This is a genomic window from Flectobacillus sp. (genome assembly GCF_049240685.1).
Taxonomy (GTDB): Bacteria; Bacteroidota; Bacteroidia; order Cytophagales; family Spirosomataceae; genus Flectobacillus.
The window spans coordinates 1-22,795 of the sequence record NZ_JBMLSD010000489.1 but is presented as its reverse complement, the minus strand read 5'-3'; the positions used below and the strand labels follow the sequence as shown (position 1 = coordinate 22,795).

The window sequence follows — 22,795 nt, the reverse complement described above, 5'->3', positions numbered from 1 at the left end:
GAAAGCTGTCCAGTAAGAAAGATTGTAAGAATGGTATGCGGACTTTAAGAATGGCGACAGGATTTGATGGATATCGTATGATTTAGTAATAAACCGCTACGTGCCCATAAATATTAAACATATACACATTTAATATTTATGGGCACGTAGCAATGATGAAGATATACTCAAAAATATATCCTTATTAAATCGTTTAAATCAAGTACTTGATAGTTACTATTTAAGCTTGGAATCATTCTAGCAATCCTATTTATTGCCTCTTGTTTTTTATTTGGCTGAAAGATAAAAATATAATTTTCATTTATAGGTACACTATTACCCAATAGGCTTATTGATCCCTCTACCTTAGCTATTAGTTTATTTCTATTTAGATTATAAAGGTTTTTATAATTAAGTCTTAGTTCAACTAATAACATTTCTGTTTGGTCTAAATCGGAAATAGCAAAAACGGTATCCATTGTACTAACTTGATCTTGCCGCAACTGACTTGCTCTAAGGCGCTCAATACAATCTAAATCTATAGCAACAACATTGTCATCAAAAAAACTAGGTAAATCATCCAAATCATCGTCTTCTGATTGTATAATTTGATTATAGTTTTTTAGACAACAATGAAAATCTAATGATAGATTATGTGTTTGTGTTTTTTCAAGGTCATATTTCATCGTAGAATATTATTCAGAGACATATTGATTAATTCGAGAGAATGCAATATTGAAAGACTCAAATATTGGGTCTATTTCTTTGTTCAAGAATTTGTAGTTATAGTTAAAACTCTCATTATTTTTTTGAGCGATATAAAAGTTTACATCTTCAAGAATTCCTTGTTTCTCTGATATATGTCTAATCGCACTAACCATATCTGGATTATGACTCGCTAAGAAAAATTTTACTCCAACATGTTTATTGAGCAATACTATAACCCTAGCATACTCTATAATCCATTGTGGATGTAAATGCGATTCAGGTTCATCAATAATTAAGAGAGTTTTTTCATTCAAATGCCCGTTTTTTAATAATAACTGAAGAATTGAGAAAGCTTTTATACCTGTAGCGACATCTATCAAATTAAATATGGCACCATCAGCTCTTTTAAATTTGAAATCGCCAGCTAAAAAAACACCCTCGTTCAACTCAACATCCCCTTGAATAACTTGAGTACTTATTATTTCTGTTATTACATTCCTAGTATCTTTCTTATCTTCTCTTAACAGATTATTTAAGTCATCCCAATATTCATTATATGAGTCCTCAATAGATAACATCATGGGTGTATCTATATATATAGCTTTATCTATAGAAAAAGGTATTGAGAGATTACTTCTTTCTAAAGAAACAATAATATCATTATACTCCAATACATCAAATTTATCTGGTATCTTATCATCAGAAAAAACCTTATTGAGTTCTTCTATAAAAATTGAGGTTGGACGTAATTCTATTTTCTCCCTAGCATCATTAAACCTTTCTGTTAACCAATCTTTTATACTGGTAAAAGGTGAAACTTCATTATCAACTGAAGTTTCATTTTTTTGAATCTCTTTAATTATCCTGTCTAGTCTATCTTTTCTTAATACTACGGCTTTATTTAACTCGCTATTCTCTGTGAAATAGCTTGAATATAGACTCTCTACTTTTTCTATCAGTACAACCCATTTCTCTAATTCCTCTAATAAATACCCAGAATTATAAAGACCCTTCCTCAAGTCTAATATTTCACGTCGATATTCTTCTCTTAATTTGTTATCATTCCTGTAAACTATTTCCTGCTGAAAAATATCAAAAAATCGCAATACATCCCTTAACTCTATCATCAATTTTTGCTTGATAACTTGGTCATAATTTGAAACAGTTTTGAATAAAAAATATAACAATTTAGAAATAGTACTTTTACCGCAACCATTTTCGCCTGCTACAAGTGTAATTCCATCAATGATAATATCAGCTTCATTAATAGCTCTAAACTTTTCTGTCCTAACTCTTAGATTCGAAGTCATATAATTATAAAATCAATAATAGTTTTTTGTAACTAATTTACGAAGTTAAATGAAAATAACTATTACACCTAATAGGAATGATTGTACTCAGATAATATGATAGGATCACTTGAATCTTGCCCCAATAAAGATATTTATTGACTTAAATTCTATATGATTAGCATAATAACTCATGAAAATAGAAAGGACTCATTTCTCTTTGTGCCTTTGCTCCTGCAAGCCTTTGTCCCTTTTCAAAAAAAAATATTTTTTTTCAATCTTCATGCAACATCTCTGCTTTTACCTGCATCTTATGGATAGAATTCGCAAAGAAAAAACCTGCCTTAACCGTTAATCCATATATCCTACCAGTTTAGTCAATATCTCAACAATTTGTACCGAGATTTTTACCATTCAACCGACTAGACGACCGATTATGGTATTTTGTATTGCAAGGTACTGGCTTAAACATATATCTTTGACACAAGAATTCAGCACAACAAGTAAGTAAAAGATTCAAAAACAGTTTTAAAAATTAACTCTCAATCAAAACTTTTCTTCTTGATCATGTAATCAAGCATTAAGGTTTAACTTTCTAAACATTAATAAAAGTCATGAAAACGTTCGCTCAACTCTTCTCAATCTCTGCATTAACAGTTTTATCTGTAGTTAGTTTCGCAAACAACGACAACAACAACGCAAATAAGACGAAGACGTTTGAAGTTGGCATGTTCAAAAGCAAAAATTCACTAAACATGAATTTGATGCTTGAAAAAGTAACCGATAAAAAGGTAAAGATTATCTTGAAAGACCCTTCGGGAAAAGTATTACACCAAGAGTATGTTGCGAAAAATACCCCTTCGTATTACGGTAAGTTTGACATGAGCCAGTTGGAAGACGGAGTTTATACTTTCGAAATCACTGACGGAACCGAGAAAATTGTTAAGACTGTAAATCTTCAGTCTCCTGAAACGCAAGAAACAACAAGAAACCTGACAGTTAATAAATAGTCCAATCCTAGCGCCTGACGAACGCTATACATCTGGACATCGGTGGTCAGGTATTGGTAATAACTGATAACTGACCGCTGACAATTAAAAGATTACAAGTCATGAAAAACCTCTTTTTTTGAATATATATAAAAGCTAAACCTCTTTTTTGAATATATAAATTGCTGAAAGCTACCGGCTAACAGCGCAGTAAAATTCCTCTTTAAACTAATATGCTGAATGTCTGTAAAGACGGTAAGCCTCATTTAAACTTCTCATTCAATAATATGAAAACGCTCTTTAAACCTGTAGTATTAATTTTATTGGCTTTGACTTCATTTGTTTCATTGGCCGACAACAACGACAACAACAGTAATTACACTGCCAAAGCCAAGACATTCAGAATAGGCATGTACCAAACTAAAGGTGCAGCCAAAATGAATATCATGCTTGAAAAAATCATCGGTAAATCGGTAACGATTACCATTAAAAATGAAGATGGTGAAATCCTAAATACCGCCACGGTTCGTAAAAATACAGAGTCGTATCATGGTAAATTTGATATGTCGGAGCTTGGTGATGGAAAATATACTTTCGAAATCAGCGACGGACATGAAACGATTCGTAAAACTGTAGTGCTAGATACCTCTAAACCCACTACCTTGACAAGAACAATGGACGTGAATAAGTAAGTATGAGTGCTGAATTGAGAGTGATGAGTTTTGAAATTAGAATGATTCTCTCAATTTCATAAAAAAGCGGTCGAAAACATAATTTCGACCGCTTTTTTGATGCTACTATGCTAAATATAAATGGCTTAAGACGCAATCATTGCGTCTTAACTAATGGAAAACAAATTATTTGCTCGTTTTTCTAATCTGTATTATGTTCACAAAGAATGAAAATGCCATTGAGAAATAGATATATTGCTTCGGAATATGAAAATCTAATCCTTCGGCAATTAGCGTAACCCCAATCATAAGAAGGAAACAGAGAGCCAAAATCTTTAATGATGGATGTTTGCTAATAAACCTACTAATAGAACCAGCTACAGCCAACATAATTGTGATGGAAACAATTACGGCGGCATACATGACCCACAACTCATCTACCAAACCTACGGCCGTAATAATACTATCAATTGAAAAGACTAAATCTAGTAATAAAATTTGTCCAATGATTGCGGCAAAAGATTTCGACGTTGGTGTCGAACTAGCATGCTCTCCCTCCTCTGTTTTTTCAAAAATCTCTTTATTACTTTTATATAAAAGGAAAAAGCCCCCAGCTATAAGAATTATGTCTTTTCCTGAAAAATCTATTCCCGAAATTGTCATCAAGGTTTTGTCGAGCTTCATAATCCAGCTAATGCCCGCCAATAAGATTAGGCGCAAAACCAGCGCGAGGCTCAAACCCACCAATCTCGCTTTTTTGCGATTTTCTGGAGGAAGTTTATCAGAGAGAATGGAAATAAAAATAATGTTGTCGATACCCAAAACGATTTCTAATACAATCAGGGTAAGCAGTGAAATAAGAATTTCGGTTGTCATTGTCTATTTGTCTGTTTGAAAGGAGTCTATGCCTCAAAACCTGAAACATTTCCTTTGCTATTTGAACGTGCAAGTTATACCAAAAGTTAGCGTCTCAGGATTAGATTTCGGTTAGATTTTGGTTCAGCAAAAGTGCAGAGTGACAAAGGCACATAGGCACAAAGTGTTCCATTTAGAACACTTTGTGCCTATGCAAAATTTATTTTCAAATTTCCAAATCTTCAAATTTTAAATTATTGATTTGGCTTCAGCACCTGCTTACCTGATTTAACTTTTTCTACATCTTCTTTTCGAATAAGTTCTCCTCTAAATTTCCCTTCTACATACATACGAGCTTGGTCATCGTAATGTTTGCTCATAAAATATCCCGATTGTCCCGTTGGGTTTATACTTTGTCCTTCAAAAGGTTTTGAAAAATCTATCACACGACGCAAAGCTGGCCCATAACTAACCTTGTAATATCCAGAAGAATCTAGTGGAAAATCAAGATTGTTGATTACTTCTTTGCCCGCCATAGCTGGTAAAGGTCCTACATTAAAGAGTTTGTTCAAAGGCTTTTGTCTACCCACAGGATGCACGTGTTCGAGTGTGTGAACTTTTTGCCAATGCCATGCCTTTTTATCCGCTCCAAGTTGAGCAGTCAAATCTGCATAAGCCTGATTTAGCGCTGATTGAATAATCTGCGTACGAGTTTCTACATTCTTTGTATCCTTATTATCCCACCATTTAGAAGTATCATTAACAATAAAGTTTTGTAAAGAACGCTTCATGGTTTGAGAATTAACAAATGCTTTGAATCCTTCAGCACCTAGTTCGTCTCTGAAAGTAGCCTCATACATACGATACAAGAATCTGTAATAAATCGTTGGTTCGATATCTTCCAAATCATGTGTACCATCCCAAGTGAGCAACTCAGTATGTCCTGTTGATTTAATAATTGGAGCAATACTTTGAATCACAATTGGCGCCATGGCGCTTTTATGCTCAGTAATCATTTTGTGCATATCTTCTACGGTCCAATCATTTTTTGAAGTATTCAATAGTTGCTTGATACGAGTCGCACGGTCTGGCGCAACATAGTAACCTGCTACCAAGCCAGTACCCATATCCTCAGGTTGGTTGTTGGCAGAGTACACAAAACCACTAGTAGGATTAACAGCATGAGGATTTTGAGCAAAATCTAACCAGCCCTCTATCTCATCTTTGCCACTAGCGCCATCCAAAATCATATAAGGTTTTACATGAGCAGGACGCTTAGGGAGTTTTGCCGACGCCCACCAAGCAATGTTGCCCTTGGCATCGCCATACATTACATTCAGGCCAGGGAAATGAATCATCGAAGCGGCAGCCTCTGCTTGTTTGACATCGGTGGCATGTGCCAAATCGTAGAAGACTTTTAAAGAACGGTCAGGAAATTGTGTTAATACCCACCATAAGGCCACTGGCGATTTTTCATGAACAAATTTCTTATCAAACTCATTAATCAAAACGCCATGTCTCGACGAGCGATATTGAACAGCCACATCTGGTTTCCCTTTTACTTTAATGACTTCTTTTCTAATAGACAAATCTTCCCAATGGTCTTTAAACCAAACCTGATTGGCATTTGTAGGATTTATTTTTTCTCTGTAAAAATCAACATCATCATTTTCAAACATCGTTAAGCCCCAACCAGCTTTGTCGTTATGCCCAATCACAGCCATAGGAATTCCTGCGATGAAGTTTCCATAAAAGTTCTGATTAGGGTAAACCAAATTCGCTTCAAAAAATACCGAAGGTTGAGAAAAAGCAATATGGGTATCATTACTAAAAATCACACCTTTACTTTTGGTTTTGCTACCAGCTACAACCCAAGAATTAGAACCATGAAACGTAGGAAAAGGCGCTGCTTTTTGTAATTCAAGCACTTGATTGCCCAATGCCAACAAGTTTTGTACTGACTCTGCACCTTTACGAAACGCTATCTCTTTTTCATTGCCTTTGGTAACAGGGATTTTTTCGGCATTAGTTGCCCAAGTTGTTACCAAATCCTTGATATATTCATCACCAAGACTTTGTTGAATATAGGTCATCAAGGGGTCGGTGCGAAAAGCATCCGCAAAAGAAAAACCCATATATCCTTGAATAATATGTAAATCTATATTTGAAAAAGGCGTTTTCGGAATTTTCAACAATTCAAACTCTACAGGCGTATCTCCATTTTCGATAAAAGCATTGACTCCATTCACATACGCCGAAGCGGCTTTTACGTATCCTTCATTTTTAGGATATTGTGCGACGGTTTGTTCAGCATATTTTCTAAAACCAAGACTTCTAAAAAACTTATCGCTCTCCAAAGCCATATCGCCAAATACCTCCGAGAGACGTCCATCTGCCAAACGACGAAGGGCTTCCATCTGGAAAAGTCTTTCTTGTGCATGCACATATCCCAACGCAAAATAAGCGTCTTCTTCGGTTTGGGCATAAATATGAGGTATTCCAAAATCATCCCAAAGTACCTCTACAGGTTGTGTGAGCCCTTGTAGATTTATTTCTTGATCATGATTTGCTACTTTTGACTTGAGCCAGACAAATACTCCCAGCCCCAATAGCACGACTACAATAAGTAGTCCCATTAAGATTCGTTTGATAAAACGCATAGTTTTTAATAAGTTTTCACACAAAATGAAAGACCTTCTGGTCTAACAACTTGTCCGCTAAAGATATTGAAGTGAATTAATATTTGAAGTCCTTTGTATCAAAGCACTAATCGCAAATTTAGTCTTTTCTTGGACATCTTATCACTCATCCCTCTTTCTAAAAAATATCTTAATTCAACTTTTTTTAATTATATTCAACTACAATTGCAGAACAGTATAGAACACAAGTAGTTTTTTGGTTAATTTTGGTATTATTCAAAAACGAATTTATCTATATTGGTTTCTTTCAAACTATCCAATTACAATTTATTATGAAAAAATTAAGGCTCGCCTTAATGGCTCTTTTTTCTTTAGCCATTCTCTCCCTAAGGGCACAGACCTCCAACCCTTTGCAGGGCAAAAAGGTGCTAGTATTTTCCAAAACTGCTGGTTTTCGCCATAGTTCAATTCCTTTTGGTATAAAGGCTATGCAAGACCTTGGTCAGAAATACGGCTTTGGCGTAGATACTACCGAAAACGCATCAAAGTTCACGGAGGACAATCTTAAAAAGTATGCAGTAATCATCTTTATGAGTACCACAGGCGATGTGCTGAACCCCACTCAACAAGTTGCTTTCGAGCGTTATATTCAAGCAGGAGGTGGTTTTATGGGAGTGCATGCGGCATCAGACACCGAATACGACTGGCCTTGGTACGGTAAGTTAGTTGGTGGGTATTTTAATGGTCACCCTGGCAAAAATGTATCGAATGTTCAGATGGGTAAATTTACGGTAACCGATAAAAACCATATCTCGACAAGTACTTTGCCTACGACTTTTGAAAGAAAAGATGAATTCTATGATTTCAAAGAGTTTAACAAAGACGTTAAAGTATTGATTACTCTCGACGAAAAATCTTACCAAGAAGGTAAAATGGGTGATTTTCATCCTATGTCTTGGTATCATGAATATGACGGTGGGCGTGCATTTTATACTAACTGGGGACATACACACGAGACTTTCTCAGACAAAATTCCGATGACTCATATTTGGGGTGGCTTGCAATGGGCTGCTTCTGGTTCGGCATTAGACTACTCCAAAGCTCGTAGTGAATATGCGCCAGAAGAAAACCGTTTTACCAAAATTGTATTAGACAAAAACCTTGATGAGCCAACCGAATTGGCTGTTTTGGATAATGGTAAAGTATTATTTACTGAAAGAAAAGGTTTATTAAAAGTATATAACCCTGTTACGAAAAAAACCAAAGTAGCAGCAGACTTGCGTGTATATTCAAAATTTGAATACGGTTTGATGGGTTTAAATATTGACCCAAAATATAATCAAAACAAATGGATTTACTTATTCTACAGTCCATCATACCAAGTGGCTGGTGCTGATACCGCCAACCGACTTTCAAGATTTGTTTATGATGATGTAAAAGACACATTGGTATTTTCTTCTGAAAAAACGTTGTTAAGAGTTCCTGTAAAACGTACTGACTGTTGTCACACAGGTGGCTCTATTGAATGGGACAATAAAGGTAATCTATATCTCTCGACTGGTGACGACACCAACCCATTTGCTTCAGATGGTTTTGCTCCTATCGACAATCGTGCTGGTCGTGCTGGTTGGGATGCTCGTGCTAGCTCATCAAATACGAATGATTTGAGAGGTAAAATCTTAAGAATTAAACCAACTGACGATGGTTCTTACACGATTCCCGAAGGCAACCTTTTCCCTGTAGGCACTGAAAAAACTCGTCCAGAAATATATGTAATGGGTAACCGTAACCCTTACCGTATTTCAGTAGATAAGCACACTGGTTATTTGTATTGGGGAGAAGTTGGGCCAGATGCAGGCGAAAACTCAGACAAATACGGACCTCGCGGTCACGACGAAGTAAACCAAGCTCGTAAAGCTGGTTATTTTGGTTGGCCATTGTTTGTTGCCGACAACCGTGCTTATAATCAGCGCAATTTTGAAGACAATTCAGTTGGTAGCAAATTTGACCCACAGAAGCCTATCAACGATTCGCCACACAATACAGGTTTGAGAGAATTACCTCCAGCACAAAAAGCCTTTATTTACTATCCGTATGCCGACTCGCCAGAGTTTGGCCCTATTGTTGGCAAAGGCGGACGTAATGCTATGGGTGGACCTGTGTACTATATCAATGATTATCAGAACTCGAATGTCAAGTTTCCGAAATACTTTGATGGAAAATTCTTTGCCTACGACTGGGCACGTGACTTTATCAATATCGTTACGATGAAACCAAACGGTGATTTTGTTTCGATGGAGCGCTTTATGCCAAATACGGTATTTAGTCACCCAATGGATATGCAATTTGCTAAAGATGGTGCTTTATATGTATTGGAATATGGTCAAAACTGGTTTGCTCAGAATGAAGATGCTCGTTTGTCTCGTATCGAATTCAATGCTGGCAACCGCAAGCCTGTTGTACAAATCAGTGCTGATAAGGTAGCTGGCGCTGTGCCACTCAAAGTAAATTTCTCTTCTGTAGGTACAAAAGATTATGATGGCGATGTGCTTAGTTACGAATGGTCATTTGCAAAAGGCGCACCAAAAAGTAAGCTGAACAACCCTAGTTTTACTTTTACAAAACCTGGTATTTATCAGGCCACACTCAAAGTAAAAGATACAGCAGGTAATATATCAGAGGCTTCGGTAGAAATAAAAGCAGGAAATGATATTCCAAAGGTAGCCTTGAACATCAAAGGCAATAAGTCATTTTATTGGAATGATGAGAAAGTAGCTTACGAAGTAAAAGTTGCTGACAAAGAAGATGGTTCTTTAGATAACAAAAAAATCAAAGCGGAAGATGTACAAGTAAATATCGACTATCTTGAAGGATTTGATAAAACCATCATTGCGCAAGGTCACCAACAAAATATGAGCGTATTGTCAGGAAAACGCTTGATTGAATTGTCTGACTGTAAGGCTTGTCACTCAATTGATAAAAAATCTATCGGACCAGCTTACAAAGAAGTAGCCAAAAAATACAAAGGTGCTTTCCAAATAGAAGGTAAACTTTCTGACAAAATCATCAAAGGTGGTGGTGGTGTTTGGGGCGAACAAGCTATGGCTGCGCACCCACAAGTAAGCAAAGCAGATGCTACCGAAATGGTAAAATATATCTTGTCGTTGGCGGATGACAGCAAGGCAAGCAAGCCTGTAAAAGGTGAATATCTGACCAAAGATACTGGCAAAGCTGGTACGTACATTTTCTCAGCTAGTTATACCGACAAAGGCGCAGGAAGTTTAGGCTCTCAAAATACTACTAAAACCGTAACCTTGAGAAGCGCTAAATTCAAAGCAACTAGCTATGACGTTCAAAAAGAAACGATGAAAGTAAAAATTGATGGTTTGGGCGAAATCGTAGCAGCGACTAAAAACCAAGGATATATCGGCTTCGAAAACATTGACCTCACGGGTTTAAAAGCTTTTGATGTGGCAGCATTTGCCTCTGATGAGCGTACTGTAGGAGGTAAAATAGAGTTACGCATTGGCTCGCCAACTGGCAAATTGCTGAGTTCGGCTGAGGTAGGCAAAGGCAATACACAACCCGTAAAATTAGGTTTGGCAGATGCTACAGGTACACAAAACCTCTATTTTGTTTTTGTAAATCCTGAAGCAAAAGACAAAGCGCTTTTCGCCATTTCGGACATTACTGCGGTAAAATAAGAAATGTATTGAGTGATTTTAGCATATAAAACATGAGTCATCTCTAATTTTTTAGGATTGGGATTGTTCTCCAAGTTTTTATCAAAAAAGCGGTCGAAAAACTATTTTTCGACCGCTTTTTTGTTGCTACTATGCTCAATATAAATGGCTTCTGACACAATCATTGAGACGCAATGATTGCGTCTCTACGGGTAGAATACAAATTTTTGCATAATTACTCACTCAATCATAATTCACTAAATTGTTTTCTTTGTCAATATTTCAATAAATCTTATGCTTTCTCTATTTTTGCTTGAGGTTGAATAATTGTTGTTGCAATTTACCCTAAGACGTAAAATATTACTTATCTACATAAAAATATTCAACCAATTAGTCAACATTCATTTCATTAATCAAAAAGCTAATGTTTAAAATACTCTCTCAGCCTTATCCACATAACGCGACGCCTCGAAAGAGTATAGTTTTATCTATTGCAACGGGTATTTTTATTGCCACTTTTCTCAATTATTTTCAACCTTTTGGCGCTGCCAATTGGCATGACCCAAGTAAACCTTGGATATTATCAGGTTTTGGATTAGTGAGCACCATTATGATGCTGTTCAACTATTTTGTGGTTCCCCGTATTTTTTCAATCAGCTTTGCAAGCGAAAATTGGACAGTAGGCAAAGAAATGCTCTACGTGGCATTTAACTTATCGTCGATTGCTTGTGGCAATGTTGCCTATAGCGCTGCCACTCATTTGACAGATGTGCAAGTTGATGGTTATGTTGCCATGTTGATATACACCTTGGTTTTAGGCATATTCCCTGCCACTATGATAGTGCTTATCAATTATATTTATCACTTAAAAAAATATGCCCTAGCTCCTACCAATATCGTTGCTCCAACTACTACTCCAACAGAAGAGAAACTACTATTAAACTTAGTGGCCGAGAATGAAAAAGATAAAATAGTAGTTCCTGCACCTCAACTGCTTTATATCGAATCGAGTGATAACTATTGTACTGTATATTATCTTGAAAATGAAGTGTTATGTAAAACGATACTCCGTAGTAGCCTAACAAGATTGGAGGGGCAAATTCCTGAAAATACCCATATTCTCAGATGTCACCGCTCCTTTATCGTAAATCTATCTCAAGTAGAAAAAATATCGGGAAATGCGCAGGGATACCGTTTACATCTTTTCAATCAAAATGGACAAGTACCCGTAGCAAGAAAATATGCCTATTTGGTAGAGCAAATTAGGACTGGGCTTTAATGTAGTAATTTGTGATTGAGTGCATGAGTGATTAATATTCTATCACTACAGACGCAAAGCATTGCTTCTCTACCAGTAAAATTCAGATAATAATCACTCATTCGCTCAAACACTAAATTTGAGATGAATAGTTTTTATTCTATCACTGCTATTCGAATTTCGGTAGGTTGCTGTATATATGTAAGTCCTTTGAGTTTGAATTGTTGTGTGAGAGATGAAATAGGATTCAATTTAATATCCATACTATATTTCTGGTCTATCTGATCATAAATATGATTTTCAATAGGTGTTTTAATCAAATCTTCGATGGCAGCGATTATTTCAGGAATACTCATATTAACTATAGATAACTCCGAACCATTGAACGACTTACTTTGAACCATTCCAGGCATCAGATTTTGGGTCACAAATGTTGCTAACTTCTTTGCATCATCTACCGAAAGTACCCATCTATCCTCTATCTTATTTTTATATCGTACTTTCTGGTTATATCTTTTCAATAAAGAATCCATCAGCACCATTTTTCCATCTTCTAATAATAGCGAATCTGTGCGCAAGATTACATTGACGTTTTCAGTCTTTACGATTACATCTTTAGGCTTTTCTAATGAAATTTTCTGCTCTGCCAACAGCATACGATAGACTTCAAATAAGTTGTAGTTTTTGAATTGTAAAAAACCACTTCCTTTGGCAATTCCAGAGGATAATTCGGGGTTTCCTGAGCTAATACTAATGGAGATACTTTGCCCTAACGCTTGATTGCCTAGGAGCCAACAACAAATAAAGAGAGAGATACCAATGTGTAGTTTCATGAATCTTAAATTAAGGTGAAATTTTATACAAATACTTTCTACCCTAATTTACCAATCATTTGCTTTATTCTCGACTTTTCACCGCTGTTTCGTAAATAGACTTATTTTACACAAACAACGTCGTAATACTTATAATCCAAAGGATTGGCATAACGAAACTCGTATCCAGTCTTGTTGAGCAGTTTTGTAGCATCAATCACTTTATAAGGTATGGTTGTTTCTGGTTCAACAAAAATAGGCTCGGCAAAACCTAGCTCTGCACAATTTTTTAGATATACTTCTTTCCTAACAGGATGCTCTGGTGATACTACATTGAAGGTTTCTCCAAATATTCCCTTTTCAAGAATTGTCGTTACCACGCCAACTGCATCTTCCTGATGTACATAATTGACGGGAATAGCGCCCGTATTGATAGTTTTTCCTGCAAAATACTTCGCAGGAATACGCTCTTGTCCCATCAAGCCTCCACAACGCAAAATGGTTACGTTTTTGCCCAAAGCATTTTTCAAAAGGTTTTCGACCTGAATCAAACTATGCGTTGGAATTACCTCGCTATCTTCTGTGGCAACTTGCCCCAAGTCTGGATATACCGAAGTCGATGAAATATAAACTACCTTCTGAATCGTTGATTTCTGAAGCGTCGGCAATATCCCTTCAATTTGTTCTACATGAAAAGAGTCGCCATATTTACCTGCTCTTGGCGGAATAGCAATTACCAATAAATCTGCCGCTAAAAAATCAGATAATATTGCTTCGTTGGCTTCAGGATTGAGCTGCAATACCACAGGCTGAATTCCTGCCTCGGACAAGGGAAGTGTTTTCGCTTCGGAAGTGACCGAACCTATAACTTGATGCCCTTTGGCTACCAGATTTTTGCCCAGCGGAAAACCCAACCAACCGCATCCTAAAATCGCTATTTTCATCTTAGTACTATTTATAGATAAAACTTCTTTCTCTGAATATGCTCTTCTACAACTTCGGGCACCATATATCTTATCGGCTGTCCGTTTTTGATACAATCCCGAATAAATGTGGCCGAAATATCCAATGATGGAGCTTTTACTAATTGAACATTAGGATGCTTTTCTAAGTCGCTCGGTTCGGAGTTAGGTCTTGGGTAAACATACAAGCCAAAGTATTCAAGAATTTTATCTGCGTTTTTCCAATTTGGGAATTGTGCCAAGTTATCCCCTCCAATAATTAGCTTAAACTCATAATTAGGGTGTTTTTCCTGTAAACGAATCAAAGTATCGATAGTATAAGAAGGTTTTGGCATCGAAAATTCGATATTCGAAACGCGGAAAAGAGGATTATCCTGAATAGCTTTTTCGACCATATCCAAACGATCGAACTCATGCAAAAGCGATTTATTTTTCTTAAAAGGATTTTGTGGCGAAACGATAAACCATACTTGGTCGAGGTCGGTCGTTGTTGCCATCACATTGGCAACAATCAAATGCCCCACATGAATAGGATTGAATGAGCCAAAAAATAAGCCTATTTTCATTCGAATAGATATCAAAACAAAAGGGTTGTTAGCAAACCAAAATTTGATTTACTAACAACCCTTTTGTGCGTTATAATTATTTTGTAAAATCGTCAAAAAGCTTTTGTGCTTTTGCTACGGCTTCATCCAAATTGTCGTTCAACAATACTACGTCAAATTGGTCTTGGAAAGACATTTCGAAGTTCATTTTGAAAACTCTTTTCGAGATAGAATCTTCTGAGTCGGTACCACGTTCACGAAGTCTTTTTTCTAGTTCTTCTACGCTAGGTACTTTCACAAAAATAGATAAAGCACGTTCTTTATAATACTCTTTCAATTTTACGCCACCACGTACATCCACATCAAAAATCACATGTTTTCCTGCTGCCCAGAGTCTTTCTATTTCTGATTTGAGGGTACCATAATAAGCGCCTGGATATACCTCTTCCCATTCTACAAATTCTTGGTTAACAATTTTTTGTTTGAATTCGTCGGGTGTCATGAAGTAATAATCCTTGCCATTTTCTTCGTTACGACCACGTTTGTCACGTGTACATGCCGAGATAGAAAAACCCAGATTAGAGTTGGTAGCCAAAAGATGCTTCACGATGGTAGTTTTACCAGAACCAGACGGAGCCGAAAAAATGATAAGTTTGCCGTTTTCCAATGCTTAAAAATTTTAGGGAATATAAAAATTAGTTTTGTGATTTTGAGAAGCTCATTATAACAAATAAAAAGCCTTATCACGAACCAATTGTTTTTCAAAATTACAAATTATTTATTTGAGTGACAAAGAGTCAATCATTTGAGCACTAAAGACAAGAGTTAATCACAAGATTAGACCAAAAGCAAAAGGTTATTAAGTCGAATCCAACTATGGACAACTTAATAACCTTTCGAATGCTTTTATAGGCGTTTGTGATTTTACAAACCGCTTATTTTTTTCTTGATACAATCAAGCAAAGAAGATGGGACGCATTTCTTTTCTAATCTTAGTTGCATGGCGTCTTTGATACATTTTTCTAATTCATAGCCCTTTTCGCATGGCAAGCACTTGTCCATGTTACTTTTAAATTGAGCTATTTGCTCCTCAGTCGCCTGTCCATCTACAATAAGTTGAACAAGTTTCATACATTCGCCCTCATGTTCGCAATGAGTCTTCTTTTGTTGGGGAGTCCCTTGCACCTTCTCAGCCTCGGAAATCATGTCTTTATAGAATTAAGCAGTTAACTTGGTTATTTTCTAATGAATCTATTTGTCAAAGCAAACGATAAACTTTTTGTATTTTGATATAAATCAAGTAGTTATTGAACAGAGCGACAAAAAAAAAAATTCCAGTTTTGTAAAAAAGTTTTTACTTTCTGATTTATGTCACCTATCGGACAGCTAATTTTCTGCCAAAGTGTCAGCATTGACATCATATCCTAAATTTTTGGCATAACTTTTCAGTTTCTCTTTCAAGAGCATACGAGCACGGTGTAAGCGTGAACGCACAGTACCAATAGGAATATCTAGGATTTTGGCCATTTCTTCATACGTAAATCCTTCGATATCGCAGAGGATAATTACTGTTCTAAAATCTACAGGGAGCGAATTGAGCGCATTGGCTATTTCGTCACCAATCAAATCTTGGACAGTTTCGGCACGTAAATCTACTGTTTGAGTAGTTTCGGCATCTTCCTCCGAGTTGTAGGTTGTTTCTACATCTTGGTAATCTACTTTTGAAGGCTCTTTCGATTTCTTCCTAAAATCGTTGATAAAGCTATTCTTCAGGATTCTGAACAACCAAGCTTTGGCATTAGTTCCTTCTTCAAAAGAATTGATAAAGCGAAAGGCTTTTAAGTAAGTATCTTGCACAAGGTCATTGGCGTCGTCTTCATCATTGGTAAGACGAAACGCAAAGTTGTACATAGAATCTATATGGGGCATAAACTCCTTTTCGAAAACTCTATGTTTTTCAGTTTCCGAATAGGTTTGGAGAGTTGGGATTTCTTCTTGCTCTGACATAGCTGATGATGAGTCTCTTTTTTAAAAACACATTATCCAATCGTTCGACAGAGTACAGCTTTACTACGTTCACTATCTCGTTGACTCTGTCTCTAAATTCTCAAACGCTTGAATACTATCATGTACAAACAATCTGCCAAGAATGATTTTTATCAATTTTATGACAAAAAGGCATGCTAGGCATTCTTCATTGTAAAGCTCTCTCCAATCAATAAAGCAGGAGTAATAGAGAAAGTGTTAAGCTTTACCGACGACTCGCGAAATCCAAATAAATCACTGTTTTTCAAGTTATTCCTTTATTCTTTTCTGAAGAATTGTAGAATAAAAATAACAGTGTTTGTAAAAATAATACTAGCTAATACTTTGAGTATCACCTGAAAGAACAAGCCCCAATCAGATGCCTCTAACATGAACAAAACAAAGTGGTGAATCAGTGTAAGAATACCTAAGTAAGAAATAAACCAACCAAAGCCCATCGAACGTAACGTGAGTACTTGGCGCTCGTCGTATCCTCTTTGGGGCGTTAATAAGGTAATAATTGACGGTCGCAAATACGCAATCAAGGTAGTTGCGGCCGCATTAGCGCCCATGGTATTATAAAATATATCGACAAACAAACCTGCTACAAAACCTAAAATCACCAATTGCAAACGGCTCGTTTCAAAAGGTAATAATAATACTGCCGCCACATAAGCAAAGCAAAATGCATAATCAAAGAAAACTAGCTGTCGCACAAAAAACACTTGCAACAACAAGTAGAATATAAAAGTTAAAACTTCTGGGACGATATTTCGAAGAGTCATTTACTTGGTTCTTAATTTTCGATTAGGGTGACTGGCTCCTTGTCTACTTATGGTTTAGTTGTTTGTGGCGCTTTTGAACTCTGAGGGGTGGTATTCTCAGGTGTTTCCTCTAATTGCTTCACTTCTTTCTCTAATCTGTTTTTGATTACGTAAACATACGAGAGTGTATTGAAATTAGTTGCCACTTTTAACTGAATATCATGAAAAGTCATATCTTTCTTTACACCAACTTTTGTCACATACCCAATCGCAATATCTGCTGGAAATACGTAATTGTAATCGGAAGTCACAATGGTATCTCGTTGTTTAACGGATTTGTAGCGAGAAACATCTGTCATTTCCAAAAGCTCAGGATTTTTTCCATCCCACTTTACCGAACCAATTTCGTTATTTCGTCTAATCTTGGCAGACATCGTATATTCGGAGTGTAATACCGAAATTACGCGTGACATGTGCTCAGAGCAAGATTTGATTTTACCAACTACGCCCGTTGAAGAGATTACCCCCATACCAGGTGCCAAGCCATCGGCAGTACCTTTATCGATGGTGATATAGTTATTGAACTGATTGGTTGTCAACTCTGTTACCTTAGCAACAATTGGCTGAAAACGTGCAGCTACGATAGAGTCTGCTTTATAATTTACCCTGGGCTGTATCAATTGCTGTGCCTGAAGCTTCAACACCGTTTCTCGCAACTGCTTATTTTCCATGGCTAAATCTTGATTGACATTACGGAGATTATAAAATTCAGCGATGGAATTAGATGTTTCGAGTGCTTTGGCAGCGTAGTAATTAGTCGTATTGAAAAAAACAGCGTTGGGGTAATTATTATATGAATAAAACATCCACAAACTCAGTACCTCCAAAAGTACGAACACAATGAAAGCTCGTTGCTTTGAAATGAACTGGAATAGTCTATACATTTCTTTTTGAAGAGTAAGGTTTTTGACAAATTGAAAATTGTGGCTTTAGACTGTAATCGTTGGGCATACCACAACTAAATGTACTTTTCAAATAACAAGAACTCCTAAGTTATTGGGGCTTTATGTCATTAGCTAAAAGTATGAAAATACCTGTCATAAAATTATTAGTGTTTTTGCTTAATGCCTACAGCTTATAGCCTAACACTTAAATCATAACAAAAAAGTGAATGAGAAATTGAGCTAAGCTATTTCCCATTCACTTTATCCCAAATCGTGATAATTACGAAATTAGAATTGGCTTGTAATGGTCGAGGTGTTTCAACACTTCACCTGTACCTCTTACTACCGCTCTTAATGGGTCATCGGCAATATGAATAGGAAGCTTCGTTTTGTTTGCAATACGTTTGTCCAAACCATGCAACAAAGCGCCACCACCTGTCAAATGAATACCGTTATGGTAAATATCTGCCGAAAGCTCTGGAGGGGATACTTCTAGGGCTTTCATAACTGCTTCTTCAATTTTAGAAATAGATTTATCTAAGGAATAAGCAATCTCAGAATAGGTTACTTTTATTTCTTTTGGAATACCTGTCATCAAGTCACGACCACGGATTTCGTAGTCTGCTGGAGGATTTTCTAATTCTGGCAATGCCGACCCAACTTCAATTTTGATTAACTCGGCCGAACGCTCACCAATCAATAAGTTGTGCTCACGACGCATATAATCTACGATATCACGTGTGAATACGTCACCCGCAATACGAACAGAGGCTTCGCAAACAATACCCGAAAGGGCTATTACGGCGATTTCGGTAGTACCACCACCGATATCAACAATCATAGAACCGTTTGGTTGCTCAATGTCGATACCGATACCGATTGCCGCTGCGATAGGCTCGTGTACCATATATACCTCTTTGGCACCTGCATGCTCACAAGAGTCTTTTACGGCACGTTTTTCTACCTCGGTAATACCCGATGGAATACAAACAACCATACGATGAGAAGGTGTGAAAAAACGACTACCCGTATCAATCATCTTGATCATACCGCGAATCATCAATTCGGCAGCGGTAAAGTCTGCAATTACACCATCCTTCAAAGGACGAATTGTTTTAATATTTTCGTTGGTCTTTTCGTGCATCTGCATCGCTTTGTTACCAATCGCTAATACTTTATTGGTAGCTTTGTCTAAAGCGATGATTGAAGGCTCGTCAACAACAATTTTATCTTTATGAATGATAAGGGTATTAGCCGTACCCAAGTCAATAGCAATGTCGGATGTAAGGAAACTAAATAATCCCATTTTATTAGTTCTTCTTGGCTTGTTTTAAAATCTTTAAACTCTACTATACTTTTAAAATCAATTAGTGGTAATACACTTATGGTTTATAGCTTGGTATAATACACCCGATTTATCTCTATTACAGATTTACTCACGCAATGTAGTTGTATCGAGTAATTGCACTCTTGCTCATTCCCTAGTGTTTTATAGCTCGATTTTCTTGCCTGTATTGATAACACACTTGGATTTGTTATCAATGCATGAATGTCATATCGCCACAAAATCCTCAATAACTACTCGTTTTTCTGCAAGTTATCGAAAAGTTTAGACTATCACAAACTCTCTTATACGACCATTTTCTTGTAAAAGTGCAAAATTAGAGAGAAAGTTGGAGATTTTGCCCTTCTATTTCAAAAAAATCTATCGGAAATTTTTTTTCCGAAAAAATAGTATGCACGCATACCTTTTACTATATTTGAATCATTATATCTAAGGTATTAAAAGTACCAAATACTTGTTAGTAGTTGTCCACTTATACAACAGATTTTCAAGCTATAATAACAAACGGTAGGTTGAGTATTGATTGTATTACCGTTCAATCAATTGATCATCAATTAAACTTTATTTTAAACTATGACAACAGCATTAAATGGACTAAATTTTCAGTTTACCGAAGAACATTTGGCCGTACAACAAGCCGCAAGAGACTTTGCTCAAACAGAGCTCTTGTCGGGTGTAATTGAACGGGATGAAAAGGAGTTTTTTCCAGAGGAATTGGTCAGAAAAATGGGCGAAATGGGATTCCTCGGAATGATGGTTTCGCCAGAATACGGTGGTGGTGGCATGGACACGGTATCGTATGTACTTGCGATGGAGGAGTTATCCAAAATAGATGCCTCCGCTTCGGTGATGGTTTCGGTCAATAATTCGCTAGTGTGCTATGGGCTAGAAGCTTTTGGCACAGAAGAACAAAAACAAAAATATTTGGTACCCTTAGCTTCAGGGCAACACATCGGAGCATTTGCTTTGTCCGAACCCGAAGCTGGATCGGATGCCACCTCTCAGCATACCACAGCCGAAGATATGGGCGATTATTATTTGCTCAACGGTACCAAAAACTGGATTACTAATGGCGGTCGTGCCAATACGTATTTAGTTATTGCGCAGACGCATCCCGAAAAAGGTCATAGAGGTATCAATTGCCTAATTGTGGAAAGAGGAATGGAAGGTTTTCAGATAGGAAAAAAAGAAAATAAATTGGGGATTCGTGGCTCGGATACGCATTCCTTAATGTTTACCGACGTAAAAGTTCCTAAAGAAAACCGTATTGGTCCTGATGGTTTTGGGTTCAAATTTGCGATGTCTACGCTCAATGGAGGTCGTATTGGTATTGCAGCACAAGCTTTAGGGATTGCTTCGGGTGCGTATGAACTGGCTTTACAATATTCTAAAGAACGTAAAGCGTTTGGGAAGGCTATCTCTGAGCATCAGGCGATTCAATTCAAACTTGCCGAAATGGCAACTCAAATTGACGCAGCCAGATTTTTATGCTTAAGAGCAGCCTTGGACAAAGACCACCATAAAGACTACGTCAAATCGGCGGCGATGGCCAAACTATTTGCTTCCCAAGTAGCCATGGATACCACAGTAGAAGCAGTGCAGATTCATGGCGGGTATGGTTTTGTGAAAGAGTTTCATGTAGAACGATTGATGCGTGATGCCAAAATCACACAGATTTATGAAGGTACTTCCGAAATTCAGAAAATTGTAATTGCCCGCGAGCTTCTAAAGTAATATTTTACTGAAGCCAAAAGCTTTCTCGCAGTTTTTGAGTCAAATCCTAAAGCCGTTAAGTCAAAATTTTGAGACTTAACGGCTTTTTTTGTACTTTTTTTATAAAGATTACATTAATCTCAGAGCCCAATTTGCTTTTAGAAGAAATAGGCGTGTTTTTGACAATTTTAGGCTCAAAATCTTTACTTTTTTGGCAGATTGTCTTGAAAAAACACAAAAACTATGAAATATTCAAATATTTAACACAGTCAATTTTCCCCTTAAAAAAGCCTCTTCTTAGGATATTACAATAATAATCAGCCCAGTATGAGAAATTTACGCAAAAAAAATCCTGATACTTTTTTTATTTATATTTTGGAATTTTAATGCGATTTATTAGTTTTGTCCTAAATTTATCTATCATTGTTTTCAATTTATAGAAAATAAGCCGCAGAAATGGAAGATTATAATAAAATCATAGAGTCCCTTGGTGTTAAGTTCATCAAATCTCGTAACATTAGAATATTACAACCAATCAGAATCAAGAACTTTTACGATGTAGAAAACACACTCTTGATTTTGTACAACGGTGAGGTTTCATTTGGTGAAGAAGCTGTTCACGCAGAGGTTGGCGATATGCTCTTTATCCCAGGTGGAAAGATGCTTTCTTTGACTTATGGTAACGCCGACAAACCAAAGGTTGTTTCTAACGAAGAGTTTATGACTCATCGTGAATTATACTTCGAACCAAACCTAGACCCAGCAAGAATCGGTCAGGTAGAAAACTCTTTTGGTTTAGTAGCTTTCGAAGCAAAAGTATTTGATTCGGTAAACTTCTTTACTTCCTTAGACATTCCTCCTTTCTTAATCAAAAGAGACGACAAGTTGGCTCACATGATTAACGAAATCTTGAAAGAGGATATGTGTGATGTATTGGGTAAAGGTCGTGTAATCAAGATAAAGACCGAAGAAATCGTTATTGAGATTATTCGTTATATCATCAAAAACCGTTTGTTTGTTGAACAATTAGCTACCAACAGTACTTACTTCAAAGACCCACGTTTGATAGATATCTTTGCTTATATCAAAGACAATATCGGTGGCGACTTGTCGAACAAAGTATTGGCCAACGTAGCAAACGTATCAGAAGATTATGTAGGACAGTATTTCAAAATGTTGACGGGTATCAACCCTCAAGATTATATCGAATACCAACGTATGGAAGCCGCTGTAGGTTTGTTGCGTACCTCTAAAAAGTCGATTCGTGCTATTGGCGCTGAGGTAGGTTATAAAGATACCGCTTACTTCTGTCGTCGTTTCAAGATGATGTTTGGTATCCCAGCAGGAAAGATGCGTCGTCGCGAATCATTAATGAACTTGTAATTTCAAGTTTTGTCGGCTTATACGGTACAAGATTTCACTTTCAAAATTATATAAGAGCCTCTGATTTTATCAGGGGCTTTTTCTTTGCCCTAGATATGCCTTTAAGGTATACAAAAGTAAAAAGGCGGTATCGAAGTAAATCGATACCGCCTTTTTAATAAATATAATATCAAACGAACCTACACAAAATATTTCAACTTGATGACTTCTTGCTCTGTCAAGAATCTCCAA

At 36.6% G+C, this 22,795-nt stretch carries 19 protein-coding genes; 6 read left to right on the top strand and 13 right to left on the bottom strand.

The window, feature by feature from the left end:
* Nucleotides 1-167: 167 nt before the first annotated feature.
* Nucleotides 168-665: a hypothetical protein gene (locus ACOVQ4_RS22760; protein ID WP_421822879.1), complete on the bottom strand. Its 498-nt coding sequence runs from the start codon at nucleotides 663-665 to the stop codon at nucleotides 168-170.
* Nucleotides 666-674: 9 nt separating this feature from the next.
* Nucleotides 675-1,997, bottom strand: a complete 1,323-nt coding sequence (locus ACOVQ4_RS22755; RefSeq protein ID WP_421822878.1) for an AAA family ATPase — start codon at nucleotides 1,995-1,997, stop codon at nucleotides 675-677.
* 593 nt (nucleotides 1,998-2,590) lie between these two features.
* On the opposite strand from ACOVQ4_RS22755, the gene ACOVQ4_RS22750 reads away from it, so the two are divergent.
* Entirely contained in the window at nucleotides 2,591-2,986 is a 396-nt protein-coding gene (locus tag ACOVQ4_RS22750; protein WP_166579605.1) for a hypothetical protein, read from the top strand.
* A 266-nt stretch (nucleotides 2,987-3,252) separates the two neighbouring features.
* Complete coding sequence (locus ACOVQ4_RS22745) at nucleotides 3,253-3,657, top strand: hypothetical protein (RefSeq protein WP_421822877.1); 405 nt, start codon at nucleotides 3,253-3,255, stop codon at nucleotides 3,655-3,657.
* A gap of 165 nt (nucleotides 3,658-3,822) precedes the next feature.
* Here ACOVQ4_RS22745 and ACOVQ4_RS22740 read toward each other — a convergent pair whose 3' ends face one another.
* Together ACOVQ4_RS22740 and ACOVQ4_RS22735 are read right to left on the bottom strand one after the other, a co-directional pair.
* The gene (locus tag ACOVQ4_RS22740) at nucleotides 3,823-4,512 is read right to left on the bottom strand and encodes a TerC family protein (RefSeq protein ID WP_421822876.1); all 690 of its coding nucleotides are present in this window, start codon (nucleotides 4,510-4,512) and stop codon (nucleotides 3,823-3,825) included.
* 233 nt (nucleotides 4,513-4,745) lie between these two features.
* Nucleotides 4,746-7,151, bottom strand: a complete 2,406-nt coding sequence (locus ACOVQ4_RS22735) for a penicillin acylase family protein (RefSeq protein ID WP_421822875.1) — start codon at nucleotides 7,149-7,151, stop codon at nucleotides 4,746-4,748.
* Between the two features lie 311 nt (nucleotides 7,152-7,462).
* Here ACOVQ4_RS22735 and ACOVQ4_RS22730 point away from each other — a divergent pair, with 311 nt between their 5' ends.
* The gene (locus ACOVQ4_RS22730; RefSeq protein WP_421822874.1) at nucleotides 7,463-10,834 is read left to right on the top strand and encodes a ThuA domain-containing protein; all 3,372 of its coding nucleotides are present in this window, start codon (nucleotides 7,463-7,465) and stop codon (nucleotides 10,832-10,834) included.
* Between the two features lie 403 nt (nucleotides 10,835-11,237).
* Nucleotides 11,238-12,092, top strand: a complete 855-nt coding sequence (locus ACOVQ4_RS22725) for a LytTR family DNA-binding domain-containing protein (RefSeq protein WP_421822873.1) — start codon at nucleotides 11,238-11,240, stop codon at nucleotides 12,090-12,092.
* 134 nt (nucleotides 12,093-12,226) lie between these two features.
* On the opposite strand, the gene ACOVQ4_RS22720 is transcribed toward ACOVQ4_RS22725, so the two are convergent.
* From ACOVQ4_RS22720 to ACOVQ4_RS22680, 9 genes are all read right to left on the bottom strand, one after another.
* Complete coding sequence (locus ACOVQ4_RS22720) at nucleotides 12,227-12,904, bottom strand: hypothetical protein (RefSeq protein WP_421822872.1); 678 nt, start codon at nucleotides 12,902-12,904, stop codon at nucleotides 12,227-12,229.
* A 101-nt stretch (nucleotides 12,905-13,005) separates the two neighbouring features.
* Nucleotides 13,006-13,827, bottom strand: coding sequence for an NAD(P)-binding domain-containing protein (locus ACOVQ4_RS22715; RefSeq protein ID WP_421822871.1), 822 nt, complete (start codon nucleotides 13,825-13,827; stop codon nucleotides 13,006-13,008).
* A gap of 11 nt (nucleotides 13,828-13,838) precedes the next feature.
* Nucleotides 13,839-14,411 carry a nicotinate (nicotinamide) nucleotide adenylyltransferase gene (nadD, locus tag ACOVQ4_RS22710; RefSeq protein ID WP_421822870.1) on the bottom strand — a complete coding sequence of 191 codons (573 nt, stop codon included), beginning with the start codon at nucleotides 14,409-14,411 and terminating at the stop codon, nucleotides 13,839-13,841.
* Nucleotides 14,412-14,487: 76 nt separating this feature from the next.
* On the bottom strand, nucleotides 14,488-15,057 hold the full coding sequence (gmk, locus tag ACOVQ4_RS22705) for a guanylate kinase (protein WP_421822869.1): 570 nt from the start codon (nucleotides 15,055-15,057) through the stop codon (nucleotides 14,488-14,490).
* Between the two features lie 257 nt (nucleotides 15,058-15,314).
* The gene (locus ACOVQ4_RS22700; RefSeq protein WP_421822868.1) at nucleotides 15,315-15,521 is read right to left on the bottom strand and encodes a phosphohydrolase; all 207 of its coding nucleotides are present in this window, start codon (nucleotides 15,519-15,521) and stop codon (nucleotides 15,315-15,317) included.
* A 255-nt stretch (nucleotides 15,522-15,776) separates the two neighbouring features.
* Nucleotides 15,777-16,397, bottom strand: a complete 621-nt coding sequence (locus ACOVQ4_RS22695; RefSeq protein WP_095166239.1) for a sigma-70 family RNA polymerase sigma factor — start codon at nucleotides 16,395-16,397, stop codon at nucleotides 15,777-15,779.
* 296 nt (nucleotides 16,398-16,693) lie between these two features.
* On the bottom strand, nucleotides 16,694-17,200 hold the full coding sequence (locus ACOVQ4_RS22690; protein ID WP_421822867.1) for a hypothetical protein: 507 nt from the start codon (nucleotides 17,198-17,200) through the stop codon (nucleotides 16,694-16,696).
* Between the two features lie 47 nt (nucleotides 17,201-17,247).
* Complete coding sequence (mreC, locus tag ACOVQ4_RS22685) at nucleotides 17,248-18,123, bottom strand: rod shape-determining protein MreC (protein WP_421822866.1); 876 nt, start codon at nucleotides 18,121-18,123, stop codon at nucleotides 17,248-17,250.
* 280 nt (nucleotides 18,124-18,403) lie between these two features.
* Nucleotides 18,404-19,429, bottom strand: a complete 1,026-nt coding sequence (locus ACOVQ4_RS22680; RefSeq protein WP_095166233.1) for a rod shape-determining protein — start codon at nucleotides 19,427-19,429, stop codon at nucleotides 18,404-18,406.
* 612 nt (nucleotides 19,430-20,041) lie between these two features.
* On the opposite strand from ACOVQ4_RS22680, the gene ACOVQ4_RS22675 reads away from it, so the two are divergent.
* Complete coding sequence (locus ACOVQ4_RS22675; protein ID WP_421822865.1) at nucleotides 20,042-21,202, top strand: acyl-CoA dehydrogenase; 1,161 nt, start codon at nucleotides 20,042-20,044, stop codon at nucleotides 21,200-21,202.
* Between the two features lie 435 nt (nucleotides 21,203-21,637).
* The gene (locus ACOVQ4_RS22670) at nucleotides 21,638-22,564 is read left to right on the top strand and encodes a helix-turn-helix domain-containing protein (protein WP_421822864.1); all 927 of its coding nucleotides are present in this window, start codon (nucleotides 21,638-21,640) and stop codon (nucleotides 22,562-22,564) included.
* Nucleotides 22,565-22,795 lie beyond the last annotated feature (231 nt).

Coding starts and splice junctions, on each gene's coding strand:
- ACOVQ4_RS22715 (WP_421822871.1), bottom strand. CDS start 13,827: ATGAAAATAGCGATTTTAGGATGCGGTTGGTTGGGTTTTCCGCTGGGC.
- ACOVQ4_RS22690 (WP_421822867.1), bottom strand. CDS start 17,200: ATGACTCTTCGAAATATCGTCCCAGAAGTTTTAACTTTTATATTCTAC.
- ACOVQ4_RS22680 (WP_095166233.1), bottom strand. CDS start 19,429: ATGGGATTATTTAGTTTCCTTACATCCGACATTGCTATTGACTTGGGT.
- ACOVQ4_RS22700 (WP_421822868.1), bottom strand. CDS start 15,521: ATGAAACTTGTTCAACTTATTGTAGATGGACAGGCGACTGAGGAGCAA.
- mreC (WP_421822866.1), bottom strand. CDS start 18,123: ATGTATAGACTATTCCAGTTCATTTCAAAGCAACGAGCTTTCATTGTG.
- ACOVQ4_RS22755 (WP_421822878.1), bottom strand. CDS start 1,997: ATGACTTCGAATCTAAGAGTTAGGACAGAAAAGTTTAGAGCTATTAAT.
- ACOVQ4_RS22730 (WP_421822874.1), top strand. CDS start 7,463: ATGAAAAAATTAAGGCTCGCCTTAATGGCTCTTTTTTCTTTAGCCATT.
- ACOVQ4_RS22670 (WP_421822864.1), top strand. CDS start 21,638: ATGGAAGATTATAATAAAATCATAGAGTCCCTTGGTGTTAAGTTCATC.
- ACOVQ4_RS22695 (WP_095166239.1), bottom strand. CDS start 16,397: ATGTCAGAGCAAGAAGAAATCCCAACTCTCCAAACCTATTCGGAAACT.
- ACOVQ4_RS22750 (WP_166579605.1), top strand. CDS start 2,591: ATGAAAACGTTCGCTCAACTCTTCTCAATCTCTGCATTAACAGTTTTA.
- ACOVQ4_RS22745 (WP_421822877.1), top strand. CDS start 3,253: ATGAAAACGCTCTTTAAACCTGTAGTATTAATTTTATTGGCTTTGACT.
- ACOVQ4_RS22760 (WP_421822879.1), bottom strand. CDS start 665: ATGAAATATGACCTTGAAAAAACACAAACACATAATCTATCATTAGAT.
- ACOVQ4_RS22725 (WP_421822873.1), top strand. CDS start 11,238: ATGTTTAAAATACTCTCTCAGCCTTATCCACATAACGCGACGCCTCGA.
- ACOVQ4_RS22740 (WP_421822876.1), bottom strand. CDS start 4,512: ATGACAACCGAAATTCTTATTTCACTGCTTACCCTGATTGTATTAGAA.
- ACOVQ4_RS22675 (WP_421822865.1), top strand. CDS start 20,042: ATGACAACAGCATTAAATGGACTAAATTTTCAGTTTACCGAAGAACAT.
- ACOVQ4_RS22720 (WP_421822872.1), bottom strand. CDS start 12,904: ATGAAACTACACATTGGTATCTCTCTCTTTATTTGTTGTTGGCTCCTA.
- ACOVQ4_RS22735 (WP_421822875.1), bottom strand. CDS start 7,151: ATGCGTTTTATCAAACGAATCTTAATGGGACTACTTATTGTAGTCGTG.
- nadD (WP_421822870.1), bottom strand. CDS start 14,411: ATGAAAATAGGCTTATTTTTTGGCTCATTCAATCCTATTCATGTGGGG.